This window comes from Devosia sp. CN2-171 (assembly GCF_049354815.1).
Classification (GTDB): Bacteria; Pseudomonadota; Alphaproteobacteria; order Rhizobiales; family Devosiaceae; genus Devosia_A.
On record NZ_CP186479.1, the window covers coordinates 3130154 to 3148816 of the forward strand.

15 protein-coding genes are annotated in these 18663 nt (G+C 65.9%); 8 read left to right on the top strand and 7 right to left on the bottom strand.

The window, feature by feature from the left end; genetic code table 11:
• Positions 1-128: 128 nt before the first annotated feature.
• From ACOYW5_RS15550 to ACOYW5_RS15565, 4 genes are all read left to right on the top strand, one after another.
• A complete protein-coding gene (locus ACOYW5_RS15550; protein WP_423069478.1) occupies positions 129-2981 on the top strand; it encodes an FAD-binding and (Fe-S)-binding domain-containing protein in 2853 nt (950 codons plus the stop codon).
• On the top strand, positions 2978-3421 hold the full coding sequence (locus ACOYW5_RS15555) for a hypothetical protein (RefSeq protein ID WP_423065801.1): 444 nt from the start codon (positions 2978-2980) through the stop codon (positions 3419-3421). Before ACOYW5_RS15550 ends, ACOYW5_RS15555 begins: the two co-directional genes overlap by 4 nt.
• A 62-nt stretch (positions 3422-3483) precedes the next feature.
• Positions 3484-4677 carry a class I SAM-dependent RNA methyltransferase gene (locus ACOYW5_RS15560; protein ID WP_423065802.1) on the top strand — a complete coding sequence of 398 codons (1194 nt, stop codon included), beginning with the start codon at positions 3484-3486 and terminating at the stop codon, positions 4675-4677.
• Positions 4674-6077 (top strand): protein adenylyltransferase SelO, encoded by a 1404-nt coding sequence (locus tag ACOYW5_RS15565; RefSeq protein ID WP_423065803.1) that lies wholly within the window; start codon positions 4674-4676, stop codon positions 6075-6077. The genes ACOYW5_RS15560 and ACOYW5_RS15565 overlap by 4 nt, the downstream gene beginning before the upstream one ends.
• Here ACOYW5_RS15565 and ACOYW5_RS15570 read toward each other — a convergent pair whose 3' ends face one another.
• Positions 6078-8252 (bottom strand): CHASE2 domain-containing protein, encoded by a 2175-nt coding sequence (locus tag ACOYW5_RS15570; RefSeq protein ID WP_423065804.1) that lies wholly within the window; start codon positions 8250-8252, stop codon positions 6078-6080. It abuts the gene before it with no gap.
• A 243-nt stretch (positions 8253-8495) separates the two neighbouring features.
• Between ACOYW5_RS15570 and ACOYW5_RS15575 the strand changes: the two genes are divergently transcribed.
• A complete protein-coding gene (locus tag ACOYW5_RS15575) occupies positions 8496-8882 on the top strand; it encodes a DUF3307 domain-containing protein (RefSeq protein WP_423065805.1) in 387 nt (128 codons plus the stop codon).
• 68 nt (positions 8883-8950) lie between these two features.
• Here ACOYW5_RS15575 and ACOYW5_RS15580 read toward each other — a convergent pair whose 3' ends face one another.
• The 5 genes from ACOYW5_RS15580 to ACOYW5_RS15600 all read right to left on the bottom strand — a co-directional run bounded on the left by ACOYW5_RS15580 (position 8951) and on the right by ACOYW5_RS15600 (position 14922).
• A complete protein-coding gene (locus tag ACOYW5_RS15580) occupies positions 8951-9406 on the bottom strand; it encodes a Crp/Fnr family transcriptional regulator (protein ID WP_423065806.1) in 456 nt (151 codons plus the stop codon).
• A gap of 140 nt (positions 9407-9546) precedes the next feature.
• Complete coding sequence (locus ACOYW5_RS15585) at positions 9547-11358, bottom strand: IlvD/Edd family dehydratase (RefSeq protein ID WP_423065807.1); 1812 nt, start codon at positions 11356-11358, stop codon at positions 9547-9549.
• A 208-nt stretch (positions 11359-11566) separates the two neighbouring features.
• Complete coding sequence (locus tag ACOYW5_RS15590) at positions 11567-12592, bottom strand: LacI family DNA-binding transcriptional regulator (RefSeq protein ID WP_423065808.1); 1026 nt, start codon at positions 12590-12592, stop codon at positions 11567-11569.
• A gap of 34 nt (positions 12593-12626) precedes the next feature.
• Positions 12627-13907 carry a phosphopyruvate hydratase gene (gene eno / locus ACOYW5_RS15595; protein ID WP_423065809.1) on the bottom strand — a complete coding sequence of 427 codons (1281 nt, stop codon included), beginning with the start codon at positions 13905-13907 and terminating at the stop codon, positions 12627-12629.
• 1 nt (position 13908) lies between these two features.
• Complete coding sequence (locus tag ACOYW5_RS15600; RefSeq protein ID WP_423065810.1) at positions 13909-14922, bottom strand: phosphotransferase family protein; 1014 nt, start codon at positions 14920-14922, stop codon at positions 13909-13911.
• A gap of 104 nt (positions 14923-15026) precedes the next feature.
• Here ACOYW5_RS15600 and ACOYW5_RS15605 point away from each other — a divergent pair, with 104 nt between their 5' ends.
• The gene (locus ACOYW5_RS15605) at positions 15027-15779 is read left to right on the top strand and encodes an SDR family oxidoreductase (RefSeq protein WP_423065811.1); all 753 of its coding nucleotides are present in this window, start codon (positions 15027-15029) and stop codon (positions 15777-15779) included.
• Between the two features lie 234 nt (positions 15780-16013).
• Positions 16014-16745 (top strand): GGDEF domain-containing protein, encoded by a 732-nt coding sequence (locus tag ACOYW5_RS15610; protein ID WP_423065812.1) that lies wholly within the window; start codon positions 16014-16016, stop codon positions 16743-16745.
• Here ACOYW5_RS15610 and ACOYW5_RS15615 read toward each other — a convergent pair.
• Entirely contained in the window at positions 16738-17808 is a 1071-nt protein-coding gene (locus tag ACOYW5_RS15615) for a LacI family DNA-binding transcriptional regulator (RefSeq protein WP_423065813.1), read from the bottom strand. The genes ACOYW5_RS15610 and ACOYW5_RS15615 overlap by 8 nt on opposite strands.
• Positions 17809-18131: 323 nt before the next feature.
• Here ACOYW5_RS15615 and ACOYW5_RS15620 point away from each other — a divergent pair, with 323 nt between their 5' ends.
• Positions 18132-18653, top strand: a complete 522-nt coding sequence (locus ACOYW5_RS15620; protein WP_423069479.1) for a hypothetical protein — start codon at positions 18132-18134, stop codon at positions 18651-18653.
• Positions 18654-18663 lie beyond the last annotated feature (10 nt).

The window sequence follows — 18663 nt, forward strand, 5'->3', positions numbered from 1 at the left end:
GAAAGCAGGGACCCATGGCGCCCACACCTGCTGAGAGTTGGGTCCCGGCCTTCGTTGGGATGACAGCTGGTGGGTGGGCCACTAGAGTGACCGCCACCAATCGCATAGGACGGTCTGACGTGAACGATATGGCCCCGATCGGGGTGGACAGGGCTGCGGCAGGGCAGGGGGTGGCGGCGCGGCTCAAGGGGGTGATCCGGGCCGACCGCATCATGACCGACCCGGTGATGACCTACGCCTATTCAGGCGACGCCAGCCACTACCGGCTGGAGCCGGCGGTGGTGGTGATCGTCAATACCGAGGACGAGGTGCGGGCCGTGATCGGGGCAGCGCGGGCCGAGAAGCTGCCGCTGACGTTCCGGGCGGCGGGGACGTCGCTCAGTGGCCAGGCGATTACGGATGGCGTGCTGGCGGTGCTGGGGGACGGGTGGCGGAAGCTCTCGGTGCATCCCGGCGCCGAACAGGTGACGCTGGGGCCGGCGAACATCGTCGCCAACGTCAACAGGGCGCTGAAGCCGTTCAATCGCAAGATCGGGCCCGATCCGGCGAGCCAGGCCACCTGCAAGATCGGCGGGGTGGTGAACAACAACTCGTCGGGCATGTGCTGCGGAGTGGCGTACAACACCTATCACACGATGGCGCGGCTGCGGGTGATGCTGGTCGACGGCACGGTGCTCGATTCGGGCGATCCGGACTCGGTGGCGGCGTTCCGGCGCTCGCATGCGGAGCTGCTCGAAGGAATCGCGGCGCTGCACCGTGAGGTGACTGGTGACGCGGAGCTGGTGGCGCTGATCCGGGAGAAATACCGGATCAAGAACACGGTCGGCTATTCGATCAATGCGCTGGTCGATTTCCACGACCCGATCGACATCCTGATCCACCTGATCGTGGGGTCGGAGGGGACGCTCGGGTTCGTGTCCGAGGTGACCTACAACACCATCCCCGAGCATCCCTACAAGGTCACCGGACTGATCCCGTTTCCGGATCCCCATTCATGCGGGCGGGCGATCACGCGGCTCGCCAATGGCGGGGTGCAGCAGACGCATGGGGTGACCTCGGCGGAGTATCTCGAGCGCCGGGCGCTGGCGGCGGTGGAGCACCTGCCGGTGATGCAGCCGTATCTGCGGTTCTTCACCGAAACCTCGCCGGCCATGCTGATCGACATCTCGGCGGAGAGTCCGGAGGCGCTGGAGCTGGAGATCGCGGCGGCGACGGCGGTGCTGCGCGCCGAGGGGGCGACCGATATCGACTTCGCCGATGGCGACGCCGAACGGGCGCATCTGCTGTGGGACATGCGCAAGGGTTTTATCCCGATGTTCGGGGCGACGCGGCCCAAGGGCACGACGATGCTCACCGAGGACGTGGCCGGCCCGGTGGAGCGGCTGGCCGATTTCGTCATAGACATGCGCAAGCTGCTCGACGACTACGGCTATTTCGACGGGGTGCTGTTCGGGCACGCGCTGGCAGGTAATTTGCACTTCCAGATGGCGGCGGATTTTTCCAACCCGGCCGAGGTCGAGCAGTTCGACAAGTTCTCTGTCGCGCTGGGCGAGCTGGTGTCTGTCCAATATGGCGGATCTCTTAAGGCCGAGCATGGGACCGGGCGGGCCATTGCCTCGTTCGTCGAACTCGAATGGGGCACGACCGCCTATCGGGTGATGCACCGGATCAAGGCGCTGTTCGATCCCGAGGGGCTGCTCAACCCCGGGGTGCTGCTCAATGCGGACCCGCAGGTGCATGTGCATGACCTGAAGCGGATGCCGCTGGCCGACGAAATCGTCGACATGTGCATCGAGTGCGGCTTCTGCGAGCCGGCCTGTCCCAGTCACCATATGACGATGAGCCCGCGCCAGCGGATCGTGGTGACGCGCGAGCGGGCGCGGCTTCGCGCTTCGGGCGAGGACCCGGCACGGCTCGCGGCGATGGACGAGGGGTTTGAGTATGCCGGGCTCGCGACCTGCGCGGCGGGCAATGTGTGTGCCCTGCGCTGCCCTGTGGGGATCGAGACGGGGTCGATGGTGATCGGCGAGCGGGCGCGGCGGCGGACGGACTCGCAGCGGCGCGTAGCGCATGCGGTGGGCGGTCATACGGTGGCACTGGAGCGCGGCATGAGGCTCGGCGTCGGGGCGCAGGCCCTGTCGCGTACGATCATCGGCGACGGGGTGACGGATGCGCTGGCGGGGTTTGCACGCAAGGTGACGGGCGGGGCGGTGCCGCGCGTGTCGCCGGCGCTTCGGCCGGGGCCGGGGGCGCCGAAGGCGGTGGCGACGGGGACGGGCGAGAAGGTCGTCTACTTCCCAAGCTGTGCCACGCGGCTATTCGGTGCGGCGACCAGCGAGAACGGGCTGATGCCGACGACAGACGCGATGGTGACGCTGCTGCAGCGCGCCGGTTTTGATCCGGTGGTGCCTGAGCATGGCGAGGGTGAGTGCTGCGGGCAGCCGTTCCTGTCGAAGGGGTTTCCCGAGGAAGCCGAGCGGGTGGGCGGCAAGACGCGGGTCGAGATCGATCGGCTGTCGGACGCGGGGCGGTTTCCGGTGGTCACGGACGCCTCTACCTGCGCCAAGCATATGCGCGAGCATCCGGGAGAATCTGACGTGGCGGATTCGGCGGAGTTCCTGCTCGCCGAGGTGCTGCCGCGGCTCAAGCTGACCAACAAGCTCCCTGCAGTGGCGGTGCATCACAACTGTTCGGCTCAGCGCTTGAAGGAACAGGCGGCGATCAACACGCTGGCTGCGGCGATCGCCCAACAGGTGGTGGTGCTCGATGCGATCAGCTGCTGCGGCTACGCCGGCGACAAGGGGCTGTTCATCCCCGAGCTGAATGCGCATGCGACGCGGTTCGGCAAGGCGCAGATCCCCGAGGGATGCGAGGTGGGGCTGTCGACGGTTTCGACCTGCGCCACCGGATTGAGTGAGCGGATGGGAATCCCGTTCTTCTCGATCGCGAGCCTCTTGGAGAAGGTGAGCCGCCCGGGATGAGGCCGCATCCGCTGTTCAAGGACCGATCCATCCCGCGCGAGCAGGTGCTGGGGGAGTTCACGCTCAGGATACTGACTGTCGAGGACGTCGAGCGGGACTTCATTGCCGTGATGGAAAGTGCCGCCGATATCCGGGCGGCGAATCCGGGATCGACGTGGCCGGAAGGGTTGACCAGACACGACAACCTGCTCGACCTCGCCTGGCATCAGCGGGAATTCGAGTCCCGCCGTAGCTTTGCGTGGATCATCGAGAGCAGCGGCGGCGAGTACCTGGGCTGCCTCTACGTCTACCCGTCGCTTGCAGGCGGGAAGTCAGCCGATGTCGTCTGGTGGTGGCGCACGGGCATGGTGGTTTCGAAGGGCGCGTTCCGCGAGTTGCTGCTGGAGTGGCTGTCCGGCAACGACTGGCCGCCGCTCCGATACGACCTGCAGCCGGAATGAGCCGATAGGCGCCGGGCCATCGTGGGCTTACGCCGAGCGAATTTCCCTGCTACCTCCAGCCAATGACCGAAGTCCTTATCCAGTCCCTGGGCCAGCATGGCGATGGTATCGCCGAGATTGCGGGCGACAAGGTGTTCGTGCCGTTCACGCTGCCGGGCGAACGCGTCGAGATTTCGCGCGATGGCGAGCGCGGGACGCTGCTCAGCATTCTCGCGCCGAGCGCCGAGCGGGCCACGCCGATCAGTCCGTATTTCGGGGCGTGTGGCGGGTGCTCGCTGCAGCATCTCAACCGCGAGACTTATGCCGCGTTCAAGCGCGAGCTGGTGGTCAACGCGCTGGCACATGCCAATGTGATGGCGGATGTCGCGGAGCTGGTCGATGCGACCGGCATCGGGCGGCGGCGGGCGACCCTGCATGTGCGCAAGACCGGGGCCGGCTATATGCGGGCCAAGTCGCATGAGGTACTCGATATCGACGCGTGTCCGATCCTCGTGCCGGTGCTGAGTAAGCACGCACCGCGGATCGCGCGGGCGCTGCAGCCGCTGGCGGGCGACAGCGACGTCAGCTTCACCGCCACCGATACCGGGCTCGACCTTTCGGTGAAATCGGAGCGCAAGCTGAAGCCGGTGCAGCTCGCCGAGTTCGCGCGGACGCATAAACTGGCGCGGCTGATCTTCAACGGCGATCCGGTCTTCATGGCGCGGCCTCCGGCGATCAAGATGGGCAAGGCGCTGGTGGAGATTCCGCCGGCGAGCTTCTTGCAGGCCACGGAAGCGGCGGAATCGACGCTGGCGCGGCTGGTGATCGAGGGGATCGGCAAGGCAAAGACCGTGGCCGATCTGTTCTGCGGCGTTGGCCCGTTCGCGCTGCGGCTCGCCGAGCAGTCCCGGGTGTTCGCGGCCGATAGCGACCGGCCAGCGGTTGCGGCGCTGACCAAGGCGTTCAATCACGTGCAGGGCGTGAAGCCGATCGAAACCAAGGTGCGCGACCTGTTCCGCGACCCGCTGGCGCCGATCGAACTCAACCCGTTCGACGCGGTGGTTTTCGATCCGCCGCGCGCCGGAGCCGAGGCGCAGGCGAAGGAGCTGGCGCGCTCGAAGGTGAAGACCGTGGTGTCGGTATCGTGCGAGCCGAAGACGTTTGCGCGCGATGCGGCGATCTTGATCGCGGGTGGTTATCGACTGGAGTCGGTGGTGCCGGTCGATCAGTTCGCGTGGTCGACCCATGTCGAGGTGGTGGGGGTGTTTCGGCGGTGAGCTTCAGGCCGCGGACAACCCATGCCGGGCTCGGCGAGGGCTATTTCGACAAGGTGAAGGCAGCGGCCTTCCCCCAGACGATCCTGCGTTATCGCAACCAGCGGGCTGCCGCGTCGGTGGGGCTCGATGGGCTGACGGACGAGGAGTGGATCGCCCATTTCGGGCGGTTCGAGCCGCTGCCGGGGTCGTTTCCGGAGCCACTGGCGCTCCGCTATCACGGGCATCAGTTCCAGACCTACAATCCGGACCTCGGGGATGGGCGCGGGTTCCTGTTTGCTCAGCTCGACGATCTCAACGACGGGCGGCTGATGGATCTGGGCACCAAGGGGTCCGGGCGGACGCCGTGGTCTCGGGCGGGGGATGGGCGGCTGACTCTGAAGGGCGGGGTGCGCGAGGTGCTGGCGACAGCGATGCTCGAGGCGCTCGGGGTCAACACGTCGAAATCGCTGTCGCTGATCGAGACCGGCGAGGAGTTGCAGCGCGGCGACGAGCCGTCGCCGACGCGCTCATCCGTGCTCGTGCGGCTGAGCCACGGGCATACGCGGATCGGCTCGTTCCAGCGGCTGAGCTACCTCAAGGAAGAGGAGCGGCTGAGGCGACTAGTCGATCATTCTGTGCAGGCCTACTACCCTGAACTCTGGGTCGAGGGCGACAACGGGCGGGCGGCTAAATTTCTCGGCGCGGTGAGCGAGGCGGTGGCGGAGACCGGAGCGAACTGGATCGCGGCGGGGTTCGTCCATGGCGTGCTCAACACCGACAATATCAACATCACCGGCGAGAGCTTTGATTACGGGCCGTGGCGGTTCCTGCCCGCCTACGATCCGAACTTCACCGCGGCCTATTTCGACGAGTGGGGCATGTATGCGTTCGGCAAGCAGCCGGACGTGCTGGCCTGGAACCTGACGCGGTTCGCCGAGGTGCTGCTGCCGCTCGGCGAACATGATGAGCTGGAGGCCGGCCTCAACCGGTTCTGGCCGGCGTTCCAGCGTTCGGTCTGGGCGGCGGTGCTGCGGCGGTTGGGGCTGGAGTCGCTCGGGGTCGAGCAGGATTCGACGCTCGTGCAGGAGGTGTTCAATTTCCTCCACGAGACGCAGATGCCGTTCGAGCAGTTCTTCTTCGACTGGCGCGGCGGCGACGGATCGCGGGCGATGCGGAGCCCGGCGGCCGACTACTATCGAGTGGCGTCCTTCGAGACACTGGCCGGGCTGATCACCGCCCATCCGGCGGCGGCGGATGCCAATCTCGATCATCCCTATTTCGCCCGCGAGGTGCCGCGGACGATGCTGATCGACGAGATGGAGGCGCTGTGGGCGCCGATCGCCGAGCGGGACGACTGGCGGGCGCTGTACGAGGCGCTGGGGGAAATCGAGGAGATGCGCGAGGCGTATGCGGGGGAGTAGCTACTGCGCTGCAACCTCCGGGGTGAGCGGCTGCATTGTGTCCCTCGCTTCGAAATCGGCGCGTCTTCCCGGCAGCTGCTCGTAGAATTTCTTCAGCCCCGGTTCGACCTGCGGGCAGAGGGCAAGGCATTCGGCGATGGCACCGTGGATGTCCTTGCCGGTGCGGAGGCCCAGGAGCGCGTCGGTGTGGGTGGCGCGGAGCAGGCTGAAGGCGCCGGTGGCCGCGACCTTGTCATCGCCGACAACGAGATAGATGCGGACGCGTTCGGCCTTGCCCTTGAGCGCCAGCGCGCCGGCCTCGAGCAGGGCGTAGTTGTCGACGGCCTGGCGGGTCGGTTCGGCGCAGAGAATGTCGTAGCCGACCTCCTTGCAGGCGCTCTCGACGCGGCTCGCAACGTTCACGGTATCGCCAAGAGCCGAATAGTCGAAGCGGGTTTCGAGGCCCATATTGCCGACCAGCGCTTCGCCCGAGCAGAGGCCGATGCCGATGCCGAGGGCATCGATGGGCGCCTTGGTGGCCCTGAGGTGGAAGGCGTCGGCGGCATTGAGTTCGGCGAGCTTATGGCGCATGCCGAGCGCTGCGCTCAGCGCCTTGCGCTCATGGTCGGGCACATCGACCGGAGCGTTCCAGAACGCCATGATGGCGTCGCCGATGAACTTGTCGATGGTGCCCATGCGGCCGACGATCTCGTGGCCGAGCGCGCCGAACATGGTGTTGAGGATGGCGAGGATGCGCTGCGGCTCGACCCGCTCGCTGAGCGAGGTGAAGCCGCGCATGTCGGAGAACAGGACGGTGATGTGGCGGATGTCGCCCCCGAGCTTCAGGGTGTCGCCGTTCTTTTCGATCTGGGCGAGGAGCGAGGGCGCGACATAGTGACCGAAGGCGCGGCGGATCTGGCGCTTGGCGCGCTCGGTGGTGAGGAAGCGGAAGAAGACGAGGGCGAGATAAAGGATGGTCAGTCCGAAGAAGGGGTAGCTCGGATCGAGCATCGCCCCCTGCGAGATGAACATCCACCACGAGAAGCCGATGGCGGTGCCGAGGCAGAGGCCGCCGGCGACGAGGCCGACGATCGGGCCGAGCGACAGGACGACGGCGACGAGGATGAGGCCGAGCAGGAGGAAGCCGACGATCTCGAGGCCGGCAACCCAGTCGGGGCGGGTGAGAAAGCTGTTGGAGAGGATCTGCTCGATGGCCTGGGCGTGGATGGTGACCCCCGGCACGTTGTCGCCGAGCACGGTGTTGCGTAGGTCCAGCAGGCCCGAGGCCGAGGTGCCGATCAGGACGATATTGCCGGCAAGACGTTCGGCGAGCTGGCGGTAGTTCGGACCGAGGAGGTCGGCGGCCGAGATCGACATGTCGGGGTTGGGGCGGCTGTAATAGAGCCAGAGGTCGCCCTCGGACGTGAGCGGCACGTTGAACTGGCCGATCTTGATGGCTTCGACATAGCCGGCGGCGGCGGTATCGCCGAAGACCACGATTGCACCGATGCCAAGGGCCAGCCGCAGCGCTTCGACCGACAGGGTCGGGTACATGTCGCTGCCATTGGTCCAGATCAGGGGGAGGCGGCGGACCGTTCCGGCGGCCAATCCGGCGTTGAGACTGAGGACGGCGAGCCCGGGCGCCGCATCGCGGAGGATCGGCAGGGGCGCGGCGACGCCATCGAGATAGGGGATGCGCTCGGAGGGATCGGGGCCGGAGATGGCGAAGCCGCCTTTCGGCTCGCCGGTCAGCGGGGCGCCGGCCGTCGTCTGCGAGAGGCCGAGGATCGAGGGCGAGCGAGACAGGGCGGTGGCGAAGATCGCGTCGTAGTCGGGGAGCGCCGTGACGTCGACGCCAGGGATGGTCGCCGCGATGCGGCTGGGCGACATGCGGTCGGGCTCGGGGAAGAGGAAGTCGTAGCCGATCGAGGCGGCGCCGAGCTCGGTCAGCCGGTCGGCAATGGTGGCGAGCTTGTCGCGCGGCCAGGGCCATTGGCCGAGTTCGGTCAGCGAGCGTTCGTCGATATCGATGACCCGCACGGGAAAGTCGGCGGCGGGGCGGGGGTGAAGGCGCTGGTAGAAATCGAAGGAGAGTTCGCGCGCCACCTGCACCGGAAACGGATCGGCGACGCGCAGCAGGGTGAGCAGGATGACGACGACGAAACCGGCGAAGAAGGGGAGGATGCGACGGAGCATGTCAGGGGCCGGTCCCGGATGAGGACACGATGCGGGGTAACATGCTAACCATAGGCCGGCGCATCAAATACCTCCATTCGGCTGGCCGCTGCCACGGCGCCCCTGAACGCGACGTGAATGCGTGTCTGCACTTGCTAGCATAAGGCACAACTCTGTGCTTGCCTCAATCGGCGGCACTTGCGAGCATTGCCGCGAGACCGGCGCGGGCCGATGGGGGTACCCGCCTCGCAAGGACAAGACCGAATGGTCGCACTCTTCTTTCTGCTCTTCGTCGGGCTGGAGTTGAAGCACTACGTCGCCGACTACTTCCTCCAGCCGGGATGGATGCTTGCAGGCAAGGGCGATTTCCGCCGGATCGGTGGTTACGCGCATGCCGCGGCGCATGCGCTGTTGACCGCGCTGGTGCTGCTGCTCGCCGGCGTGCCGCCCGGGTGGCTGGTCGGCATCGTCCTCGCGGAATTCGCGATCCACTACCTGCTCGACTACGCCAAGATCGAATATTCGAAGGGCGTGCATGTCGATGCGCAGCCGCAGCGCTTCTGGGGGCTGCACGGGCTCGACCAGATTTTCCACCAGCTGACCTATGGCGCGATCATCTATGCCGCGCTGCTGAGCAAGGGGCTGGTTTAGCGCTTTGCTCACGGACCACTGTCGCGCGCGTCGCTCAAGCCGGTGGTGATTGCGTGGGGAGGTAGGGGTCAGTTCTTCTTGCGCTTGTCGTCAGGTTCGACGAGCTGGGCTAGGATCTTGTCGACGAGGTCGAGGTCTTCGCGCTTGCCCTGGGACTGCTGCTGAAGGTCGACCAGGTAGGACGTGGTGTAATAGAGGCGCCGGGCGAGAAGCGTGCCGACATAGAGCGCGATCTCGGGCTGGCTGCCGAGGAAGCTCAGCGCGTCGTCGATGACGTACGCTTTCACCGTCGACAGTGCCTTGACCGTGGCGCTCGAGGGCATGTCGAGCAGGACCGCCATTTCGCCGAAGATCGAGCCGGGCTCATCAATATAGCTGACCTGAGTGTCCTTGCGCAGGACTTCGACCTGACCATCGACGAGCACGAAGAGCTTGCCCTCCTGGCCGCCTTCCTTGATCAGCACATGGCCGGCGCGAAAGGTATGGATGTCGCGACCCTTGCAGTAGTCCAGAATATCAGACATCGAGCCCTCACCCGCCTTGAGCGCTTTGGATAGTGCGCTCGAACCCATCAATTCGTCAAACATTGCGGCGGCTTGTTGGCTCATTCGGGCCGCAGGCGCAAGTCAAAAGGGCCAGTCGAAACTGGCCCTTTGCTCGTTTGTCAGTGATTGTCGCGTGGCAGACCGGCAGTCTGTGCGAGCCGCTGGTAGTTGACGGCGTTCTTGAGCACGGCGCCCGAGCCGAGCTGGTCGACGATGCCGCGCTGGATCTCCTGCCACGGCGTCTGGTGGGCCGGATACTTGTAGCCGCCAGCCGCATGCAGTTCGGCGCGGCGCTGCTCGATCTCCTCGGCCGAGATCAGGATATCGGCTTCGCCCTTGTTGAGGTCGATGCGGACACGATCGCCGGTCTTCAGGATGGCGAGGTTGCCGCCGGCCGCCGCTTCCGGCGAGGCGTTGAGGATCGAGGGCGAGCCCGAAGTGCCGGACTGACGGCCGTCACCGATGCAGGCGAGCGAGGTGATGCCCTTCTTGATCAGGTAGTCGGGCGGCCGCATGTTGACGACTTCTGCCGCACCCGGATAGCCGATCGGACCGGCGCCGCGCATGAACAGCAGCGTGTGCTCGTCGATCTCAAGCGAGGGGTCGTCGATGCGGTGGTGATAATCCTCGGGGCCATCGAACACCACGGCCTTGCCCTCGAACATGTTCGGGTGGTCCGGGTTGTTGAGGTAGCGCTCCTTGAATTCCTCGGAGATCACCGAGGTCTTCATGATGGCCGAGTCGAAGAGGTTTCCCTTCAGAACAAGGAAACCGGCTTCCTTCTTCAAGGCGTTGTCGAAGCGGCGGATGACCTTGTCGTCCTGGATGGTGGTCGAACGGCAGTTCTCGCCGATGGTCTTGCCGTTGACGGTGGGAGCGTTCTCGCGGATCAGCCCCTGCGTCATCAGTTCGTTGACCACCGCCGGCACGCCGCCGGCATGGTAGTAGTCTTCGCCCAGATACTCGCCGGCAGGCTGCATGTTGACCAGGAGCGGCACCTTGTGGCCGTAGGTCTCGAAATCCTTCAGCTCCAGGTCGACGCCGATGTGCTTGGCGATGGCCTGGATGTGGATGGGGGCGTTGGTCGAGCCGCCGATCGCCGAGTTGACGACGATGGTGTTGATGAAGTTGTCCTTGGTCAGGATGTCGGAGGGCTTCAGATCCTCGTGCACCATCTCCACGATGCGCATGCCGGTGCGCCAGGCCATTTCCTGGCGGTCACGGTAGGGCGCCGGAATGGCGGCCGAACCGGGCAGCTGCATGCCGAGCGACTCGGCCAGCGAGTTCATGGTCGAGGCCGTGCCCATGGTGTTGCAGTAGCCGGTCGAGGGGGCGGAGGAGGCCACCAGCTCGATGAACTGCTCGTAGCCGATCTCGCCGGCGGCCATCATCTGGCGCGCCTTCCAGACGATCGTGCCCGAACCGGTGCGTTCGCCGCGGAACCAGCCGTTGAGCATCGGGCCGACGGAGAGAGCGATGGCGGGGATGTTGACCGTCGCAGCGCCCATCAGCATGGCGGGCGTAGTCTTGTCGCAACCGATAGTCAGGACGACGCCGTCGAGCGGGTAGCCGTAGAGCACTTCGACGAGGCTCAGATAGGCGAGGTTGCGGTCGAGACCGGCGGTCGGGCGCTTGCCGGTTTCCTGGATCGGATGGACCGGGAATTCCAGAGCGATGCCGCCGGCGTCTCGGATGCCGTCGCGCACGCGCTTGGCGAGCTCGAGATGGTGGCGGTTGCACGGCGAAATGTCGGAACCGGTCTGGGCGATGCCGATGATCGGCTTGCCCGACTGCAGCTCCTCGCGGGAGATGCCGTAATTGAGATAGCGCTCGAGATAGAGCGCCGTCATGTCCGGGTTTTCCGGATTATCGAACCAGGCGCGCGACCGGAGCTTCTTGCCCTTGCTGGTCTCGCCGTTACCCGAACTCATAGTAATCTCCTCAAGACGGTGTTGGACGATCCTTTAGCCCAAACCTTTCGGCCTGGGCAGGCATTCCTTTGGTGGGGGAGGACCGTACCGGCGGGAATGATAGACATCGGTTATTGTGGTTGCAATGCCCGGCGATTGCAGGGCAACGCTTGGCCGTCGCGACGGCGGTGCGTGACGATCGCGCTATTGCGTGCACGCTACGCCCGGCTCAGCGCCCGGTGCTCTGCCGCTCGATCAGGGTGATGGGATAGTCGAAGATCGGCCGCTCGACCGTCTCGTCGTTGAGCCGGGCCAGCATCATGCGGCCGGCGGTGAGGCCCATCTCATAGCCCTCGATATTGAGCGTGGTCAGCCCCGGCTTCACGTGCGCGGTGAAGTCGAGCCCGCCGAAGCCGGCGATGGCCACCTGGCCGGGAACCGCGATGTTGCGCTCCTGGGCGCGAAGCAGGGCGCCGATGGCAAGGACATCGGTACCGAAGAACATGGCGTCGCAGCCGGGCAAACTGGCGAGGATATCGTCGAAGGCGCCCATACCGTCAGTGACGCCGCGGGTGCCTTCCATCGGGTGGATCAAGGCGAGCTCGGCGCTGTATTTGCCGAGGCCGTCGCGAAAGCCGGCGATGCGCTCGGCTCCGCGTTCGGTAGCGTGGCCGGAATAGGCGATGCGCCGGAACCCCCGCTGGCCGAAATGCTCGCCCATCAGCCGGCCGCCATCGGTATTGGAGAAACCGACCAGCATGTCGAGGGGATCGTCGCTGTGGCCCCACATCTCGACGATGGGGATATCGAGCTTGCTCAGGGCCTCGCGCGTCGCCTCGGCCCGGACGACGCCGGTGAAGATGACGCCGGCCGGCCGGAAGGGCAGCGCGGTGTTGACGACATCTACTTCCAGCATCTCGGAATAGCCGATCTGGGCGAACATCAGGTGAAACGGGCTGCCCTCGAATGCATCGATGGTGCCCTGGATCGAGGTGGCGAAATGCGGGTTCACGAGGTTGGAGGCGAAGACCTGGACGATGCGCGAGCTGCCCGACCGGAGCGAGGAGGCGAAGCGGTTGAGGACATAGCCGGTCTCGCTGACCGCGGCGAGGATGCGCTGGCGGGTCTCGTCCTTGACCTTGTCCGGATGCGACAAGGCTCGCGACACCGTAATGGGTGAAACGCCAGCTACTCGCGCAACGTCCTCAACGCGAACAGCGCGCTTCCTGCGCCTGTCGTTCTCATCCGATGCCAAGCAGTCCCCCCAACCGGCAGAAAGTCGTACAATTTTATCCTCTGTTGAAACTCCAATAGCGCGGGTTTGGCAAGTTCGTTTCGATGCGGATCACTTCATTCCACTTCGCAGTGCGTTCCGAGCGTGTCATCGAGCCGACCTTGATCTGATCGGACAGCAACCCGACAGCGAGGTGGCTAAGTGTGACATCCTCGCTCTCGCCGGAACGGCCGGACTGGATTGTGTTCCAGCCAAATGACTTTGCCCGTGAGCTTGCCTCGATCAATTCCGTCAGCGTGCCGCACTGGTTGGATTTGAGCAGAACCGCGTTGCAGCTCTGCAATGTGGCGGCCCGGGTGATGCGCTCGGCGCTGGTGGTGAGATAGTCGTCGCCGATGATCTGGACGGTTTTTCCGAGGCGCCGGGTGATCTCGGTGAAGCCGGCGTCGTCGTCCTCGGCGAGCGGGTCTTCGAGCGAGATGATCGGGTAGGCACGGACCCAGGCCTCCAGCAATTCGATCATCTCGAGCGTGGTGAGTTCCCGGCCCTCGAGGGCAAGGCGGTAGGCACCATTGGCGTAGAACGAGGTGGCGGCGACGTCGAGGGCGATGCCGATGTCGCGGCCGGGCGTGAAGCCGGCGTCCTCGATGGCGCGGGTCAGGAGTTCGAGCCCGTCCTCATTGGCGGTAAAGTCGGGCCAGACGCCACCCTCGTCGGCGACGCCATTGAGTTTTCCCTTCTGCGCCATGGACTTGGCGGCGACCATATAAACCTCGGCGATCTGCTCGGTGGCCTCGGCGAAGCCTTTCGCGCCGACCGCGAGGATGAGATAGTCCTGAATATCGATGCGGTTGCCGGCATGGCGGCCGCCGCCAAAAATCTGGATCATCGGGGCGGGGACGTGCTGGATGGCGGTGTCGAGCCCGGCGAGGAGCCTCAGGTGCTGCCAGAGCGGGATCTTCTGTTCGGCGGCGGCGGCCCAGGCGATGGCGGAGGAGGTGGCGACGATGGCGTTGCCGCCAAGCCGGGTCTTCTGCGGCGTGCCGTCGAGTTCGATCAGGGCGGCATCGACGCGGGATTGGGCGAAGGCCTCGATGCCATTGAGATGACTGGCGATTTCGCCGTTCACGGCAGCGAGGGCGTCGTTGACGCCGTAGCCGCCGAGGCGCTGGCCACCGTCGCGCTTGTCGAGCGCTTCGCGGCTGCCGGTGGAGGCGCCGGAGGGGGCGATGGCGCGGCCGGTGGCGCCGGACGCAAGGGTGACCTCGACCTCGACCGTGGGGCGGCCACGCGAGTCCCAGACCTGGCGACCGAGAATGGACTGGATGGCTGACATATCAGTTGGGCCCGGATGAACGAAGAATAGCGACGAGATGAACGAGGTCAGACACCGGCTCCCGGATGAGCGGGATGGCGCGGTGCCTGACGATTTCCCGTGATGGCTCAGTGAGATACTCGACCGGCGACTTTCCATCGACCCGTGCCAGCATGAGGCAGGGGAGGAGGGCCGCAGTCCGCGCGGCAAGTTCCGGCCGGTCCGCGGCGGGGAAGTGGGCCAGCCATGCCGCCGCGAGGGCTTTGGCCTGGTCCAGCAGCCTATCACGCAGGGCGGGCAGGTGGACGGATTTGAGGACGAGGTGGTTGAGGCAGAAGGCGGCGTCGAAGGCCGGGTCGCCGTACCAGGCGCACTCGGCGTCGAGCAGCACCGGGTGACCGTCGCGGCGGCTGACGAGGATGTTCTTGGGACTGACGTCGCCGTGGACAAGCGCGACCTTGGTGGATGCGGTCGTCCTGAGGACGCTGAGTATGCGTTGGGAAAGGTCGGGGTAGCGGCTGGCGGTGTAGCGGAGGTAGGGATCGAGGCGGAGGGCATCGATCAGGTCGTCGGTGGGGAATTCGGCGGCGGTGCTGGGATCGTTGAGCGTTGCGGCGTGGATGCGGCCGAGGGCATCTGCGACCGCGATCGGCACATCAGGATCAGCCCGACCAGCGAGCAGGTCCGCCTTCCATAGCGTGTAATCTTCCGGCGGCAGGTATTCGAGAAGCGCGATGCCGTGGTGACGATCCTCGCCGATCACCTCTGGTGCGGCGCCGGGCACGATGGCATTGGCGCGGCGGAGCCAGGCGACTTCGTAGTGGTTGCGCTCGAGCGGTGCCTGCCAGTCGGTCGCGACCTTCAGCTTGGGCAGGGCCCGCTTGGCACAGAACTGGCGGCCATCGGCCAGGGTGATGCGGACGATGTCGGAGGAGACGCCGCCGGTCAGCGGCGCGACGCTGAGCCCTGTGGCCTCGATGCTGGCAGCAGCAAAGATCGGGGGCAGCAAGGCCTCCCAGCTCGCATCCTCGGCCATATCAGACTGATCTCTCCCTTGACTGCCATTCTAGCCGATGGGACCCATTGGAACAATGACGGGTCCATACGGCCTGCGGCCAAGGTGTTGGGAGGAATGGGGAAATGGGTCGGCTCGACGGGAAAGTCGTGTTCATGACGGCGGCGGCGGCCGGGATCGGCGGCGCAACCGCGACAGCCTTTGCACGCGAGGGGGCGCGGGTGATCGCCACCGATCGCGACCCGGCGGGAATTGCGCGGAAGGGCGAGGAACTGCTGAAGATCTCGCCCGGCCATGCGGCCTATGCGCTCGATGTCACCGACCATCTGGCGCTGCGCGAGGCGGCGGCGCGCCATCACGGCGTCAACGTGCTCTATAACGGCGCCGGCTGGGTGCATCAGGGCATGCTGGGGACGACGACGCTCGAGGACTGGCAGCTGAGCTTCGACATCAACGTGACGCCGATGTTCGTCCTGACCCAGGCGTTCCTGCCATCGTTCATCGCGCAGGGCGGGGCCTCGATCATCAATGTCGCTTCGGTGGCGAGTTCGCTGAAGGGTGTGCCGAACCGGGTGAGTTACATGTCATCGAAAGCGGCGGTGATCGGGTTCACCAAGTCGGTGGCGTTCGACTACATGAAGAGCGGCATCCGGGCCAATGCGCTCTGCCCGGGCAGCGTCGACTCGCCTTCGCTGCACGAGCGGGCGCATGCGCTGGGCGAGCACGACGAGGTGTGGAAGACGTTCGTTGCCCGCCAGCCGATGGGCCGCATGGCCCAGCCCGAGGAGATGGCGCATCTCTGCGTCTATCTCGCCAGCGACGAGAGCGCCTATGCGACCGGCGCGAACTTCATCGCGGATGGCGGGATTACGATGTAGGCGCGATATCTGGACGCGAGCGCAGGGACCGCCGGCGCGAAGGGTCGGCGACCGACGTGGTGTGGCATAGGGCCAGGCAGAGCACCTGCCTCGCAGGTGTGCCGATCATTTCGGAGGATTGGTTCCGGTTAAGAAGAAAAGCATTAACCCCTGTGGAGCAAAATCGGCGCTTCGCTGCTGTGGAGTGGGCGCCACGTGGGTATCGACTTTTCAAGGCGCGGCTGGGGCCGCGTGGTGCTTTGGACTAGCCTCGGCACGCTGTTCTGCATCGCCGCGGCCTTCGTGCTGGACAGCTATTCGTTCGAATCCGGGGTGTGGGCCTGGGGCACCGATCCGATCAAGAACCTGCTGATCCCGCTGATCATAGCGCCGCCGCTGCTGTTCTACCTGACGCGGCAGCAGCGCGATCTGGCGATCGCCCACCACGAATTGATGACCCTGGCGGCGACCGACAGCCTGACACAGTGCCTCAACCGGCGTGCCTTCATGGCGATCGTCAGCGAGCATCTGGCGCGCCTGTCCGAGGTGGACCAACCGGCGAGCGGAGCACTGCTGCTGATCGACATCGATCACTTCAAACGGATCAACGACACGTTTGGGCATGATCGCGGCGACCTGGCGCTGGTAGAGGTCGCCAAAGCGGTGCGCGAAACGGTGCGCGATGTCGACACGGTGGCGCGGGTTGGGGGCGAGGAGTTCGCGGTGTTCCTGCCGCGGGCGACGCGCGAGAATACGGAAGCGGTATCGGAGCGCATCCGGGCGCGGATCAGCCAGACCCAGGTCGGCTCGGCAAGCCGGCCGGCGCAGCTTTCAGCCAGCATCGGGGCTACGATGATCTCGCCCGCTGCATCGTTCAGCGATCTCTACGTCCTCGCCGACCGCAGCCTCTACGCAGCCAAGCGCGCCGGCCGCAACCGCGTGAGGTTCTCGTCCGAGCTCGGCGACGGGGAGCTGGCGCTCAACTAGGATTTGGAGCCGGTCCGCTCGATCGGCGCACCACCAGTTCGACCGGTAGTTCGATGTGCTGTGGCGCACCGTCCGAGAACAGCAGCCGCGTGGCAAGGCGTGCCATCTCCGCGACCGGGGCGGCGATGACGGTTAAGGGTGGCTCGGTTGTTGCGGCCTCGGGCGGATCGTCGAAGCCCACCACCGACAGGTCGTCCGGTACCAAGAGGCCGCGCTTCCGCGCCTCGCGCAAGACCCCGATGGCGAGCTCACCGCCGAGCGCGATGATGGCTGTGGCGCCATCGAGGTTGTCGAGCACCAGATCGGCGGCGCTGCCATAGAGGCGTGTTTCCTCGCTGCTGCCGCAGGCTTCGACGATCGGCATGTCGTCGAGCGACAGGCCATGCTCCGCAAGCGCCTCGCCGATGCCGGCCAGACGCTCCTCGTCGATGTCATAGGTCGAGATGAACTGGCGCGGGCCGCTGGTGGGTGGGTGCAGGATCGGCGCGACATAGCTGCGCCCGAGCGTCGTGACGACGAAGCGGCGGTGGCCGAGTGCGAGGAGGTGCCGGGCGAGGGCGCGGGCGCCGCCGCGATCGTCGATGGAGACCGAGCTGACGTCGGGATCGTCGGTGCGGTCCATCACGACGATCGGCATCTTGCGACGCAGGGCCGGATCGACGGCGCGCACCTGGTCGGCGGTGTGGAGGATGAGGCCGTCAACGATGGTGCGGCGGATGGTTTCCGCACCGGCCTCGCCATAGCCGTCGATGAGCTGGATGGCGGTGCGCTGAGCCTGGCATTCCTCGGCGACAGTGGCGAGGAAGCGCCGCATATAGGGGTTGTCGAAAATCCAGGTGATGCCTTCGCCCGAGGGGACGACGCCGATCACATTGGCCTTGCCTGAACTCAGCAGCCGGCCGCGTGCGTCGGGTCCGGCAAAGCCGAGCTCACGCGCCACATCGAGGATGCGCTGGCGCAGGTCGGGCCGCACCCGCTCGGGCCGGTTGAAGACATTGGCCACCGTGGATTTCGACACATTGGCGGCGGTGGCGACATCGAGCAACGTGACGGGTGATTTCATGGACGCTGGTCTAGCACATAAATTGCACCGGTGCAAAATAGTGCTTGACTCTGGATCGCGATGGGAGCATTTCCGCCGCCAAGGGGTAATTGCACCGGTGCAAATCGCTTGCAGACGCGATTTGTGCCAGAGGAGAACGCGCGATGCTGCGCATATTCGAAGACTACTCCGACCGGCGGCCGCCGGTCCGCACACTGAAGACTGCCGCCATGATCCTGGTCACGCTGGCCGTGGCTACTTTCTCCGCCGGTCCGGCTTCGGCTCACGGCGGCACAGAACCGGCGACCGTCGTGCCGCCGGGCTATATGCCTTATGCCAACGGCATGGGAGACCCGCTGGGCGTGACGCTGACCCGGCACGGCAAGGCGACCGGCACTGCGGTATTCGTCGCCCATGCGGCGCATGCCGAGGTCGCCGGCACCAACCCGCTGGCGGCCAAGGTGCGCGAGGCGAACGCCCGCTTTGCCGATGTCGCAGTGGCGACAGCCGAGGGCTATGCCCCGATCCCGTGCGTGTCGGGCGTCGAGGGCGGAGCCATGGGCATTCATTACGTCAACGGCGCGCGGATCGAGGACGGTGTCGTCGATCTCGGCAAGCCCGAGGCGGTGATGTACGAGCCGAAGGCCGATGGCAGCCTCGAACTGGTGGCGGTCGAATACATCACCACCAAGGGGCCGGCGGAGCTCGACGGACACCTGTTCAGCTTCACCAACTCGCCCAACCGCTACGGCCTGCCGCCGTTCTACGAGCTGCATGTCTGGGCGTGGCGCGCCAACCCGACCGGCACCTTCGCCGACATGAACCCCAATGTCTCGTGCGACGCCGCCGTCGCCGCCCAGCAGTAAGGAGCGCAGC